The following is a 13,824-nucleotide window of genomic DNA, read 5'->3' as shown; positions in this document are numbered from 1 at the left end:
TACTGAGCTGTTCATAAAACATACTCTATTTTATTGTTTCAATCGTCAAGAGGTGAGGGGGATAGAAAGTGTTTCGAGTAGGTGAAATTTTGATGTAGCTAACGCTTTGTAATTTTTTGAATGTAAAAAGTAGGAATAAAAAAGCGTTGATAGGCAGACTTTCCTGTGAGATGGTAAACTAAATGTCATAATTGAAAGTGGCGTTTAACAAAACTATGAGTAATACAAAACAATGGGTCAGTTTGATTTTTTAACAGAAACCACGTTAAGGGAAGATGTTCATCAGAAAAATGAGCCACCAGCAATGTATAAGGTGATCTTGAATAATGATGATTACACCCCCATGGATTTTGTTGTAGAAGTGCTTACGATGTATTTTTTCCTTAGCGAGGAAAAAGCAACACAAATTATGTTGGACGTTCATCATAAAGGAAAAGGAGTTTGTGGGGTTTATAGTGCGGATATTGCCGAAACAAAAGTGGCTCAAGTTAATCTGTATGCGAGAGAAAACGAATACCCACTTTTGTGTACTCTTGAACAGGCATGATCCGGTTAGTCTTTTAAGGAGGAGGTGCTTATGCTTAATCACGAATTAGAGCTGAGTCTTAATGTTGCATTCGCGAAAGCCCGTGATAACAGACACGAATTTATGACTGTAGAGCACCTGTTGTTGGCGCTATTAAGTAATAAATCGGCACGCGAAGCATTGGAAGCTTGTAAAGTCGATCTGGCAGTCTTACGCGAAGAACTTGAAGTCTTTATTCGTAAAACAACCCCAATTTTGCCTGAAAATGTGGACAGAGAAACACAGCCAACGCTGAGTTTTCAGCGTGTATTACAGCGCGCTGTTTTTCACGTTCAATCATCAGGCAAAAATGAAGTCTCTGGCGCTAATGTGTTGGTGGCTATTTTTAGTGAACAAGAATCTCACGCAGCTTACTTATTACGTAAACACGACGTTAGTCGCCTTGATGTCGTTAATTTTATTTCTCATGGCATTTCGAAAGAAGATCAACAAAACGAAGATCTTTCTGACATGAATGATATGAATGCGCAATCTCAACAAGAGATGCCGCAAGGCGACGATCATATGGATAATTTTACCACTAACCTTAATCAGTTAGCACGCCAAGGTAAAATTGATCCCCTAATTGGGCGTCAAGCTGAATTAGAAAGAACAATCCAAGTGTTATGCCGTCGTCGCAAAAATAACCCATTATTAGTGGGTGAATCTGGTGTCGGTAAAACAGCTATCGCAGAAGGGCTTGCATGGCGTATTGAGCAAGATGATGTGCCTGATGTGATGAAAGGCTATACCATTTACTCACTTGATATTGGTTCGCTCTTAGCGGGAACTAAATACCGTGGTGATTTCGAAAAACGTTTTAAAGCATTACTGAAAACCCTGGAAAAAGATGAAAAAAGCATCTTATTTATTGATGAGATCCACACCATTATTGGTGCGGGAGCAGCATCGGGTGGACAAGTTGATGCGGCAAACTTAATTAAGCCATTATTATCTGGTGGTCGAATTCGCGTTATAGGCTCTACGACCTATCAAGAATTTAGCAATATCTTTGAAAAGGACAGAGCGCTTGCGCGTCGTTTCCAAAAAATTGATGTGACTGAACCCTCTCCAGATGAAACGGTCTTGATCATCAAAGGATTGCGCCAAAAATACGAAGCGCACCACGATGTACGTTATACCAATAAAGCCATTCAGGCAGCGGTGGACTTATCAGTTAAGTACATCACAGATAGACATCTACCTGATAAAGCTATTGATGTTATTGACGAAGCGGGTGCAAAAACACGTTTAGTTGCACCAAGCAAACGTAAAAAAACCATTAATGTCTCAGATATTGAATCTGTTGTGGCTAAAATTGCACGTATTCCTGAAAAAACAGTTTCTAGCAGCGATAAATCAATGCTGAAAAACCTCGATAACCAATTAAAAATGTTGGTATTCGGTCAGGATCAAGCGATCCACGCCTTGTCTGAATCGATAAAGATGAGTCGTGCAGGATTAAGCCAAGATAATAAACCTGTGGGTTCATTCTTATTTGCAGGCCCTACTGGGGTAGGTAAAACGGAAGTCACTGTACAGCTAGCGAAAGCGTTGAATGTGAAGTTGCTACGCTTTGATATGTCTGAATATATGGAAAGACATACGGTCAGCCGTTTAATTGGTGCTCCTCCTGGTTATGTTGGTTTTGATCAAGGTGGATTATTAACAGATGCTGTTATTAAAAATCCATATTCCGTAGTGTTACTTGATGAAATTGAGAAAGCACATCCTGATGTGTTCAATATTCTGTTACAGGTAATGGATAACGGTACATTGACGGATAACAACGGTCGTAAAGCAGATTTCCGTAATGTTATTTTAGTGATGACAACCAATGCGGGTGTACGTGAAACACAACGTAAATCAATTGGGTTTACAGAGCAAGATAACAGCACTGATGCGATGGTTGAAATCAAAAAGGCCTTCTCACCTGAATTCCGTAACCGTTTAGATAGTATTATTTGGTTTAATGCATTATCACCAGAAATTATCTCTATGGTCGTGGATAAATTTATTGTCGAACTACAAGTGCAGTTAGATGATAAAGGGGTATCGCTAGAAGTTAGCCAAGAAGCACGCCAATGGTTGTGTGATAAAGGCTATGACAGAGCGATGGGCGCAAGACCAATGGCGCGTGTCATTCAAGAAAACTTGAAAAAACCATTAGCTAACGAAATTTTATTTGGTTCTCTTGTCAATGGTGGCTCGGTTTCTGTGACACTAGATAAACTGGCAGGCAAATTGAATTATGAGTTTGTTAGCCAAGAAAAACTGGCGAAGAATGAAGATACCGTTATCTAAAGATAGCGGTTAATTTCACTAAGCTATAAAAGCATACACCACAGGTGAGCATCAATAAATGCCTTGCCTGTGGTGTTTTTTTCACCCGTTATATGACAATAACGGGAGAGAACAGATTGGGATCAACGGCTACGGAAGATGATACGGCCTTTGCTCAGGTCATATGGGGTCAGCTCAACGGTAACCTTGTCGCCTGTCAGGATACGAATATAGTTTTTACGCATTTTTCCTGAGATATGAGCGGTAACGACGTGTCCGTTTTCTAATTCTACGCGGAACATCGTGTTTGGCAGAGTATCCAGTACAGTGCCTTGCATTTCAATGTTGTCTTCTTTGGCCATCTAATCCTCTAAGTTTTAATAACCATATTTTTTAAACGGCAAGATAATGCCGAAAATATTGTCCTATGTAAAGGAATGTTATTGGATAGCAATGGTGTCCACCTTGCTATTGCACTTAACATCCTTACCGCAACTTGCGTTTTACTTTGCTAAAGTAAAAGTAATAACAGAAGTCGTAATTCTTTATTTTGTGGTATTTGTAGCAATAAAATAACAGCACCCCAACCACATAATGGGTGTGTAAGATAAAATTTTTGTATAAACCTTTTTGCATAAATAACAGAATATCATTCTTAATTCTGTCTTAAATAAGAAGGGCTTTACAAAAACAAGCAGTGATTATAATTCCAACGATTGCTGATACCAACACTTTTTATCAATAATCACTTTTTTCCAACGAGATAACGCAACTAAATAATGTTCACGTGAGATCTCAGAGGCACCTAACGAGGCAGTATGAGAGTTTAGCACCTGACAATCAAATAGTTGACCCCCATAACGAAGAAAATGGTTATAAAAAGCAATAAAGGCACATTTAGAAGCGTTATCTCTGCGACTAAACATCGATTCACCACAAAAAACCGCACCGATATTGACTCCGTATAAGCCACCTACGAGTTCATCGCCTTCCCAAACCTCAACAGAATGAGCTTCACCTTGTTGATGGAGAGCTTCATAACCTGCTTTTATATCAGGACCTATCCATGTTCCTTCTTCACGTACAGAACATGCCTCAATTACTGAAGCAAAGGCATGATTGAGTGTGATTTTATAAGGCTGGTGGCGAATAAATTTACGCAAACTACGCCCAATATGCAAATCACCAGCGGGTAAAACGGCTCTTGGATCGGGTGACCACCATAGTGGTTCTTCATTAGGGAAGTACCAAGGAAAAATACCCGATTGATACGCAACACGTAATCGCGAAAGGGAGATTTCTCCCCCTATCGCTAATAAGCCGTTGGGCTCTTTTAAGGCTAAATGAGGCTCAGGAAAATCCAAATCACAATCATCTAATTGAAACAACGGCATATTATGCCTCGTGAGTTGGTGTTAATAGAGCCTGTCTTTGATGAAATTTAGCATAATGCCCCTGTTGTTGTAATAACGAAGCATGAGTGCCTGTTTCAACGATTTTTCCGCCATCCATAACGCAGATTTTATCCATTTTATCTAAACCGTGAAGTCTGTGAGTTATCATTAATACAGCTTTACCTTGGCAATGCTGATGCAAGAGTGCAAGGATCTGCTGTTCTGTATCGGCGTCAAGGCCTTCTGTTGGCTCATCAAGCAATACAAGAGGTGCATTGTGGAGTAGGGCTCTTGCAAGTCCTAAACGTCGCTGCTCGCCACCAGAGAGCTGTCTACCACCATCGCCCATCCATGCATTTAAGCCTTCATCATTTTCAAGTAGTTGCCCAAGGCCAACCTGTTGAAGAACATGTTTTAATTCTTCATCTGTTGCCTGTTCTTTTGCCATCAATAGATTTTCTCTTAATGTGTGGCTAAAGACATGAACACGTTGAGGGACAACGGACATCATTGAACGTAATGTTGCTTCATCATAATCAGCAATAGGTAAATTATTTAAGCGGATAGTGCCGTGAGTCGGATCAAAAGCGCGATTAATCAACTGCAATAGTGTCGATTTACCACAACCCGTTTTTCCTAGTAAGGCAATGTGTTGTCCTGCTTCAATCGTTAAATCTACGTGATTGATGACTTGCATTGGTTGGGTTGGATAAGTAAAGCAAATATTGTGCATTGTAAGCGTGGCACTATTGTTTGTTTCGCCCCCTTTTTCAGGAAAAGTGACATCAGGTTTTTGCTCAATTAAATGAGAAATACGTGTTGCTGATGTCATTACTTGCCCTAAATGCTGGAAAGCGACAGTAACAGGGGCTAAAGCCTCAAAGGCTGCTAATGCACAAAATGTAAATAAGGCAATTAACGCTTCAGGCATAAAGCTATTGTCTATACCGCCAGCGGCTAACCACAAAATTAATGTTGCTGTTAGCCCTGATGCAAGGATCATCAATGATTGCGATAAACCAGTTAAATTTGCCTGTTGTGCTTGTCTGTGTAGCCATTTAGCTTCAAGTTGCGCTAAATTTTGTCTAAAGCGAGGTAATGCGCCAAAAACAGTTAGCTCAGCTTGTCCTTGTAACATGCTAGTTAACACGGTGCGATATTGACCTCGTAAATCAGTAAGATCACGGCCAATAGGTTTACCTGCATAATAGAATACGAAAGGTAAAACAATCAGCAAGGTAAGCATAATGCCGCCTAGCGTATTGGCTAAACGTGCATCAATTAAACCAAGGCCAAACATAATTGCCATAATGACAACAAAAGCGGCAATGATAGGAGAGATAACGCGAATATAGAGGTGATCTAGCGTTTCAACATCAGCAACTAAGCGGTTAAGCAACTCACCTTGACGAAAACGTGCAATTCCACCCGGTGAAAGAGGAAGGATCTTTTTAAAGGTGAATACACGTAAGTGCGACAATACGCGAAACGTAGCGTCATGACTGACAAGCCTTTCAAAATAACGACCTGCGGTACGAAAAATTGCTGCACCTCGAACACCGGCTGCAGGTAGCATATAGTTAAAGCTATAAATACCAGCAAAACCTGCAAGAGATGTACCCGCTAAAAACCAGCCTGATAGTGTTAAAAGACCAATACTCGCCAGTAAAGTCAGAATAGCAAGAATAATCCCCAGCAATAACATAAACCAGTGACGGCGATAGAGCGCAAGAAAAGGAAGCAATACTCTCATGATTAAAGTTCCTCTTTACGATGAGCAAGAAGGCGAGCAAAAGTGCCGTTCTGTTGGCTTAACGATGCATAAGTGCCTGTTTCAATAATTTGACCTTTTTCCATCACCCAAATTTGGTCATAACCCAAAGTCTCTTCGAGTAGATGAGTAATAAGCAAGGTCGTTTGATTTAATGAGGCGTTATTAAGCGCATGCATCACACGTTGTTCGCTATGAGAATCAAGGCTTGCTGCGGGTTCATCTAATAACAAAAATTGACAAGGTGATAATAAAGCTCGAGCAACAGCAACACGTTGAGCCTGACCAACAGAAAGGCGTGCGGCACTATCGCCAATAATCGTATCTAAGCCGTCAGGTAATTCATTAATAAAATCGCTGACATAGGCTTTTTCAATAGCAAGATTGATTTGTTCATCGCTGGCATTAGGATTGCTTAAGCGAATATTATCTAGCAAGCTTTGTTCGGGTAAATTAGGATTTTGACCAACCCAGCTTAAACATTGACGCCATGCTTCAGGTGAGAGCTGTGTTAATTCAATACCATTAACTTTTAATGAGCCACGATAAGGTAAAAAACCGAGTAGCGCATTTAATAACGAGCTTTTGCCAGCACCACTTTGACCCACAATCGCAATCCGCTGATTAGGGGTAATGGTAAAGTTTAATGGTCCTGCTAGTTTGACACCTTGATGAGATAGAATTTCTAGCTCATGAGCTGTTATCTCAATACTGTCCGTTGTATTGATACGCTCATTGCCTGTGAATTGCGGTTTTTCACCTTCAGCTTCTAAAAATTCAACCAGAGACTCAGCCGCACCAATCGCTTGTGCTTTTGCATGATAGTAAGTTCCTAAATCACGCAACGGTTGGAAAAATTCAGGGGCTAAGATCAATGCTAAAAAGCCTGAGAAAAGAGTGACGCCTAAACCATAACTACCAAAATTAAGTTCGCCTAAGTAAGAAAAACCAAAGTAAACAGCCACAACAGCGATAGAAACAGCAGTAAAGAATTCCAATACGCCTGATGAAAGGAATGCCATTCTTAGCACTTCCATTGTCCGTTTGCGGAAATCTTCTGTTGCTTCAGTAATCTGTTTAACTTCTGCATTACCACGGTTAAATAACCGTAATGTATCTAATCCTCTTAATCTATCGAGGAAGTTACCACTTAAACGACCTAATGCAAGGAAGTTTCTACGGTTAGCATCTGCTGCACCTAATCCAACTAATGCCATAAATAGCGGGATCAGTGGAGCCGTGAAAAATAGGATCAAGCCAGCAGCCCAGTTAACAGGGAAGATGGTGATAAGGATAAGAATAGGCACAATAGTGGAAAGATACATTTGCGGAATATAACGCGCATAGTAATCTTGCATATCTTCTATTTGTTCTAGAATAATTGTTGCCCAACTTCCTGCGGGTTTACCTTTAACCCAAACAGGGCCTAGCTCTTCAAGTCTATCAAGAACAATTTTACGAATTTGTTGCCTGACCGCCATACCACAGCGATAACCTACACGCTCTCGTATTGCCATCACCACAGCGCGTAAGATAAAAATACCAATAAGGGTGAGAAAGGTAGGTATATGCGTATCACGACTTAGACTGTCCATGATAAATGCTTGAAGTAAAACAGCTAATAACCATGCTTGCGCGATAATTAATAGACCGCTTACAACACCTAGGATCATTGATAGCCGCAGCCATCGACGGGCTGGAGCACTTTGCTGTTTCAGCCATCGAACCAATTCACTTTGTTTAGTTTTATCCATAAGAAAAGATTCAAATCTGCAGGTGAGATACAAAGTATCAGAAAGGCCAAGGGTAAGTAGTTATACGCTTTGGCAACCAGACTGTATGTTACATGGTAAAAGGCGCTACTGAAATAGCGCCTTGAAAGGAAGTGATGATTTTAGTTGGATTTTAGTGCGTCTAAGTAACGTTCTGCATCTAAAGCAGCCATACAGCCTGTGCCAGCGGAGGTAATTGCTTGACGATAAATGTGATCCATTACGTCACCAGCTGCAAAAACACCCTCGATAGAGGTTTGTGTTGCATTACCTTGAGTACCTGATTGTACTTTGATGTAACCGTTGTCTAATTCTAATTGACCATCAAAAATAGCGGTATTAGGGCTATGTCCAATCGCAATAAAGACGCCCATAACATCTAATTCTTCGGTTTTATCACTCTTAGTGTCTTTTAAGCGAACTTTCGTTACACCCATATCGTCGCCAAGAACTTCGTCTAAGGTGCGATCAGTATGCAAAATAATATTGCCACTGTTTACTTTATCCATTAAACGGTTAATTAAGATCTTTTCAGAACGGAAAGAATCACGACGGTGGATCAAATGAACTTCAGATGCAATATTAGCTAAATAAAGAGCTTCTTCTACCGCAGTATTTCCGCCACCGACAACAGCGACTTTTTGGTTACGATAGAAAAATCCGTCACAGGTTGCACAAGCAGAAACGCCTCGACCTTTAAACGATTCTTCTGAAGGTAAACCGATATAGCGTGCAGAAGCACCTGTTGCGATAATTAATGCGTCACAAGTATATTCTTGTTCATCGCCAAATAGGCGGAATGGGCGGTTTTTCAGATCGACTTTATTAATATGGTCAGAGATAATCTCTGTATTAAATTTTTCAGCGTGCTGAAACATGCGGTCCATTAAGCCAGGACCTGTTAGCCCCTCAGGGTCTCCGGGCCAGTTTTCGACTTCTGTTGTTGTTGTCAGCTGACCGCCTTTTTCAACACCCGTAATCAGTACTGGTTCTAAGTTTGCTCTTGCAGCATAAACGGCGGCGGTATAACCCGCAGGACCTGAACCTAAAATAATAAGTTTGCTATGTTTGATGGTGCTCATGTATACCTCATCTCTGATTAGGCGTGATGCGAATTGAGGGATTGTAGGAGAAATAAGACGTTAAAAAAAGCCAATGACGAGAAATAGACATAATATTTTAGCTATTTTAGCAATAGTTAATACTAATATAGTTTAATAATTATAGAGTTATATTGGGCTAACATCATCGAATTAACCTGAAACATTTTGCTTTACAATTGATGTTTATCTTGCGTATATAGAGAATAACATAGCGCCTTGTTCTGATTTTTACTCATTTGCTTTGACAATCCGCTGTACATTTGCGAAAACATGATTGTTAAAGATAATTATCCTCGGATGTTATACGTAATATTTTTAGACAGACAGGGTATAGGATAGTTACTTTACGATATTTGCTAATGAGTATTTGGATAAAATAGAACTTTTATCTGGCATTAAAAGAAAATAGATTGGTAGTTTGCTCTGACCGTTTGATACCGAAGTTTCGACAGTGATGCTGATGGTGTACAGGTATGGGTATAGGAAAATAAAGTAAGAGAAAAAGAGAAAGAGAGTATAGAGATGATTGATAATAAAAAACGTCCGGGTAAAGATCTTGATAGAATAGACCGGAATATTCTAAATGAGCTTCAAAAAGATGGTCGTATTTCAAACGTTGAGCTATCTAAGCGTGTAGGTTTATCACCAACGCCTTGTTTAGAGCGTGTACGTCGTTTAGAGCGCCAAGGATTTATTTCTGGTTATACAGCACTGTTAAACCCACATTACTTAGATGCATCATTATTAGTATTTGTGGAAATCACACTAAACCGTGGTGCACCAGATGTTTTTGAACAATTCAATATGGCTGTTCAGAAACTTGAAGAAATCCAAGAATGTCATTTAGTTTCTGGTGATTTTGACTATCTGTTGAAAACTCGTGTACCTGATATGTCCGCTTACCGTAAATTACTAGGCGAAACACTGTTACGTCTTCCGGGTGTTAATGACACACGTACATACGTGGTTATGGAAGAAGTTAAACAAAGCAACCGCCTTGTAATTAAAACTCGCTAAGCCAACTTAATAGGTTGGTGCAAAGCAGGAAAAAGTTAGGTACACTCCTGTTTATGCATACAGTTTCAACGCTGGGATATCTCAGCGTTGTTCCGTTTTAATTCACCCTAAGTTAAACCTGGAGAGCCCTCTTTGAGCCAGGAATATACAGAAGATAAAAATATTCGTTTAACAAAGATAAGCAACCGTCGCCGTATTTGGGAGGCTATTCTCATCCTTATCGGTATTGGCGCTGTCTTTTTAATGGTTTCATTACTTAGCTTTCATCCCTCTGATCCTAGCTGGTCACAAACCACTTGGAATGAGCCTATCCAGAATTTAGGCGGCAGTATCGGAGCATGGTTAGCTGATATTCTATTTTCTGCATTTGGTTTACTTGCCTATGCAATTCCTGTCGTTGTGGTTTTTGGGTGCTGGAATTCTCTACGCTACCAACAAAACCGTGAATATACCGACTTCTTTTCCCTTGCACTTCGCACGATTGGTGCCTTGGCTCTGATCTTTACCTCTTGTGCATTAGCTGATCTTAATTTTGATGATATCTATAATTTCAGCTCTGGTGGTGTTATTGGAAGCTTGTTTAGCAAAGCTCTATTGCCGTGGTTTAATGTTTTAGGTGCTACTCTTGCCCTGTTATCTGTTTGGGCAATTGGCTTTACTCTGTTTACTGGTTGGTCTTGGTTAACAATCACAGAAAAAATTGGTGCCGTTATTTTGGGAGGTGTTGGTTTTATTACCAACAGAGGCCAAAATGAAGCTGATTACGAAGATGAAGAAGAGGAAGATGACACTCAAGATGTTGTTACAGAAATAGCTGAAAATTCAAATCAAAAAGAAAATCAGCAATCTGAATTAGCAACAGAAGAGAGTGATGATATTCTATTTTCTGCGCCTTCAGCGCTTGAACTTGCTCGTCAGCAAGAGCAAGAGATAGATATGTTGCAATCTAAAGCAGAACAAGAAGATGATTTGCCGTCTTTCTCTGCAACAAATGACATAACAGATGAACATGCGCAAACATTGGCACAAACAGCTCCTCTTGTGTCAGCACCAGTTTCGCAACCAACTCATACAGAAGAACCAGAACATTATCGTTTTGATATTCCAGAAGCATTCTTGAAAAAAGAAGCTCAATCAGAAGCCAATGCTTCTCAATGTTCTACTGATCCCTCAATATCAGAAGAGAGTACACCTTCTGTAATGCCATATGTTGAAAATGAACCTATGGCACAGCCATCGTCCTTATCAACATCAACAGATAGTTTTATGCCTGCTGGCAGAGCGGAGCCTACATTCTCGCTAGCACCTGATACAGACTCTTTAACGCAAGCAGCTACGGTGGCAGCAGGAGTGGCAACGAGTGCTCTTGTTAGTCATGGCTCTCAAGTTAAACAAGGATTAGGTCCTGAATTACCGCGCCCAAATCCAGTGCGATTACCAACACGTCGTGAGCTTTATGGTATTCATATTCCTTCACAACGCGAAGCTGAATTACGTCGTCGTGAAGAAGCTGTTCAATCTGAGCCTGAAGATGAGTTAGCTGATATTCAAGAACAAGCGAATTTTGAACAAGAGTTGCGCCAGCAATTTCTCGAACAGCAACGTGAACGTTATGGTGAGAACGATAGTACTGATCCTGAAGATATTATTGAGCCTCATCAGCCAAGTATCACAACACCAATATCTTCATTTAGTCATCAACAAGATGATTATCGTGATGAGCCAACAGTTACGGCGAATACATTCTCTTCTACAGAAGAGAATAACAACGATATTGATGAAGATGAGCAATATCAGCAACAGTTGGCAGCACAATTTAAGCAACAATTGCAGGATCGTTATGGTGATGATGTTTCGTTAGATGATGACGAAGATGAGGTTTTGCCTCAACTGTCAACACCTGCTCCTTCATTGCAAGCAACAACGGGTTATCAACCTCATATTCAACATTCGTTTGCCTCACAATCAGCACAACCGACACAAACTATTGAGAAAAAAGTTGAATACCCAGCCAGCAATGCATTCCTACAAATTTCACCTCGTGATGAAGAAGAGGAAGAGTACAGCCCTAAAATTGAGCTAGAAAGAGAGCTAACTGCATTAGAGGCATTCTCGCCAATTGATGATCTATTGGATGAAGATCCGATAGAGCCAGTATTTACACCGATTGTTTCTGAACCTGTTACACCACAAGTTGCACCTCAATCACGTATTGAGCCACAGCCTAATATGGCGCAGCATTTTGCACAGCAACAGCAACAGCAACAGCAACAGCAACAGCAACAGCAACAGCAACAGCAGCAATCTTTAATTCATCCATTGTTGATGCGTAATGATAGGCCGTTGCAAAAGCCAACAACACCAATGCCTTCTCTGGATTTACTAACAACACCGCCAGTAGAAGATGAGCCTGTTGATATGTTTGAGCTTGAACGTATTGGTACACTTATTGAAGCGCGTCTTAATGATTATCGTGTTAAAGCCAAGGTTGTTGGTATTTCACCGGGGCCTGTTATCACTCGTTTTGAACTTGAACTTGCTCCGGGTGTAAAAGCTGCACGTATATCAAATTTATCCCGCGACTTAGCGCGTTCATTATCTGCTATTGCAGTACGTATTGTTGAAGTTATTCCAGGAAAACCTTATGTAGGACTGGAATTACCTAACAAAAAACGCCAAACCGTATATATGCGTGAGTTACTTGATAGTGATGCATTCCGAGATAGCCGTTCTCCACTAACCGTTGTTTTAGGTAAAGATATTGGCGGTCAGCCAGTTGTTGCCAATCTAGCTAAAATGCCTCACTTACTTGTTGCTGGTACAACAGGTTCAGGTAAATCTGTCGGTGTGAATGCGATGATCATCAGCATTCTCTATAAAGCGAAACCAGAAGATGTTCGCTTTATTATGATTGACCCTAAAATGCTTGAGCTTTCGGTTTATGAAGGTATTCCACATCTTCTAACAGAAGTTGTTACCGATATGAAAGATGCCGCAAGTGCTCTGCGTTGGAGCGTGGCTGAAATGGAACGTCGTTATAAACTAATGTCAGCATTAGGTGTGCGTAATCTTGCAGGTTATAACGAAAAAATTAAAGAAGCTGAAGCAATGGCGCGTCCTATTCCTGATCCTTTCTGGAAGCCAAGCGACAGTATGGCAACAGAAATACCGACGTTAGGAAAAGAACCTTATATTGTTGTTGTCGTTGATGAATTTGCTGATTTGATGATGACGGCGGGTAAAAAAGTTGAAGAGCTGATTGCTCGCTTAGCGCAAAAAGCACGTGCTGCGGGTATTCACCTTGTGCTTGCGACACAAAGACCTTCTGTTGATATTATTACAGGCTTAATTAAAGCCAATATTCCGAGCCGTATCGCATTTACTGTATCGAGTAAAATCGACTCTCGAACTATTTTAGACCAAGGTGGTGCAGAGTCATTACTAGGTATGGGTGATATGCTTTATGCACCGAATGGTTTTGTGCCTGAACGTGTTCACGGTGCTTTTGTTAGTGATGATGAAGTCCATGCCGTGGCAACTGACTGGAAAGCTCGAGGTCGTCCTCAATATATTGAAGCCATCACAAAATGTGGCGAAGAAGGTGAAGGTAATAGTGGCGGTGGATATGATGATGGTGAAGAGCTTGATCCGTTATTTGACCAAGCCGTAGAATTTGTGGTTGAAAAACAGCGTGTTTCTATTTCTGGTGTACAACGCCAATTTAGAATTGGTTATAACCGCGCGGCAAGAATTGTGGAACAGATGGAAATGCAAGGTATTGTGAGTGCGCCAAACCACAACAATACACGTGATGTACTTTCACCACCACCTTCAGATATGTAATATCTTGAAAACACAGTTATCAGCTAATGAGATAGCGTGATAATCTGCATAACATCATCAATAATTTATACGCCGA

General features: G+C 40.5%; 9 protein-coding genes. 4 read left to right on the top strand and 5 right to left on the bottom strand.

Annotated features, from left to right (window positions below; translation table 11 throughout):
• Positions 1–232 precede the first annotated feature (232 nt).
• On the top strand, positions 233–547 hold the full coding sequence (gene clpS / locus AB4J89_RS07190) for an ATP-dependent Clp protease adapter ClpS (protein ID WP_075672467.1): 315 nt from the start codon (positions 233–235) through the stop codon (positions 545–547).
• A gap of 30 nt (positions 548–577) precedes the next feature.
• The gene (gene clpA / locus AB4J89_RS07185) at positions 578–2,869 is read left to right on the top strand and encodes an ATP-dependent Clp protease ATP-binding subunit ClpA (protein WP_102949390.1); all 2,292 of its coding nucleotides are present in this window, start codon (positions 578–580) and stop codon (positions 2,867–2,869) included.
• 122 nt (positions 2,870–2,991) lie between these two features.
• On the opposite strand, the gene infA is transcribed toward clpA, so the two are convergent.
• From infA to trxB, 5 genes are all read right to left on the bottom strand, one after another.
• Complete coding sequence (infA, locus tag AB4J89_RS07180) at positions 2,992–3,210, bottom strand: translation initiation factor IF-1 (RefSeq protein ID WP_004244560.1); 219 nt, start codon at positions 3,208–3,210, stop codon at positions 2,992–2,994.
• Positions 3,211–3,549: 339 nt separating this feature from the next.
• Complete coding sequence (aat, locus tag AB4J89_RS07175; protein WP_088493311.1) at positions 3,550–4,242, bottom strand: leucyl/phenylalanyl-tRNA--protein transferase; 693 nt, start codon at positions 4,240–4,242, stop codon at positions 3,550–3,552.
• A 1-nt stretch (position 4,243) separates the two neighbouring features.
• Entirely contained in the window at positions 4,244–5,995 is a 1,752-nt protein-coding gene (cydC, locus tag AB4J89_RS07170; protein ID WP_311755159.1) for a cysteine/glutathione ABC transporter ATP-binding protein/permease CydC, read from the bottom strand.
• Between the two features lie 2 nt (positions 5,996–5,997).
• The gene (gene cydD / locus AB4J89_RS07165; RefSeq protein WP_088493309.1) at positions 5,998–7,767 is read right to left on the bottom strand and encodes a cysteine/glutathione ABC transporter permease/ATP-binding protein CydD; all 1,770 of its coding nucleotides are present in this window, start codon (positions 7,765–7,767) and stop codon (positions 5,998–6,000) included.
• A gap of 140 nt (positions 7,768–7,907) precedes the next feature.
• On the bottom strand, positions 7,908–8,867 hold the full coding sequence (gene trxB / locus AB4J89_RS07160; RefSeq protein WP_023581304.1) for a thioredoxin-disulfide reductase: 960 nt from the start codon (positions 8,865–8,867) through the stop codon (positions 7,908–7,910).
• Positions 8,868–9,410: 543 nt separating this feature from the next.
• Between trxB and lrp the strand changes: the two genes are divergently transcribed.
• Positions 9,411–9,905, top strand: a complete 495-nt coding sequence (lrp, locus tag AB4J89_RS07155) for a leucine-responsive transcriptional regulator Lrp (protein ID WP_004244566.1) — start codon at positions 9,411–9,413, stop codon at positions 9,903–9,905.
• A 132-nt stretch (positions 9,906–10,037) separates the two neighbouring features.
• On the top strand, positions 10,038–13,748 hold the full coding sequence (locus AB4J89_RS07150) for a DNA translocase FtsK 4TM domain-containing protein (RefSeq protein ID WP_368468726.1): 3,711 nt from the start codon (positions 10,038–10,040) through the stop codon (positions 13,746–13,748).
• Positions 13,749–13,824 lie beyond the last annotated feature (76 nt).

It is taken from the genome of Proteus sp. STS61-E (assembly GCF_040932335.1).
Taxonomy (GTDB): domain Bacteria; phylum Pseudomonadota; class Gammaproteobacteria; order Enterobacterales; family Enterobacteriaceae; genus Proteus; species Proteus mirabilis_B.
The sequence above is the reverse complement of the archived record's forward strand: the minus strand, read 5'-3'. Positions and strand labels throughout refer to the sequence as shown.

Bases quoted from the DNA above. Each gene is read 5' to 3' on its own strand.
- clpS (WP_075672467.1), top strand. From the start codon at position 233: ATGGGTCAGTTTGATTTTTTAACAGAAACCACGTTAAGGGAAGATGTT.
- clpA (WP_102949390.1), top strand. From the start codon at position 578: ATGCTTAATCACGAATTAGAGCTGAGTCTTAATGTTGCATTCGCGAAA.
- infA (WP_004244560.1), bottom strand. From the start codon at position 3,210: ATGGCCAAAGAAGACAACATTGAAATGCAAGGCACTGTACTGGATACT.
- aat (WP_088493311.1), bottom strand. From the start codon at position 4,242: ATGCCGTTGTTTCAATTAGATGATTGTGATTTGGATTTTCCTGAGCCT.
- cydC (WP_311755159.1), bottom strand. From the start codon at position 5,995: ATGAGAGTATTGCTTCCTTTTCTTGCGCTCTATCGCCGTCACTGGTTT.
- cydD (WP_088493309.1), bottom strand. From the start codon at position 7,767: ATGGATAAAACTAAACAAAGTGAATTGGTTCGATGGCTGAAACAGCAA.
- trxB (WP_023581304.1), bottom strand. From the start codon at position 8,867: ATGAGCACCATCAAACATAGCAAACTTATTATTTTAGGTTCAGGTCCT.
- lrp (WP_004244566.1), top strand. From the start codon at position 9,411: ATGATTGATAATAAAAAACGTCCGGGTAAAGATCTTGATAGAATAGAC.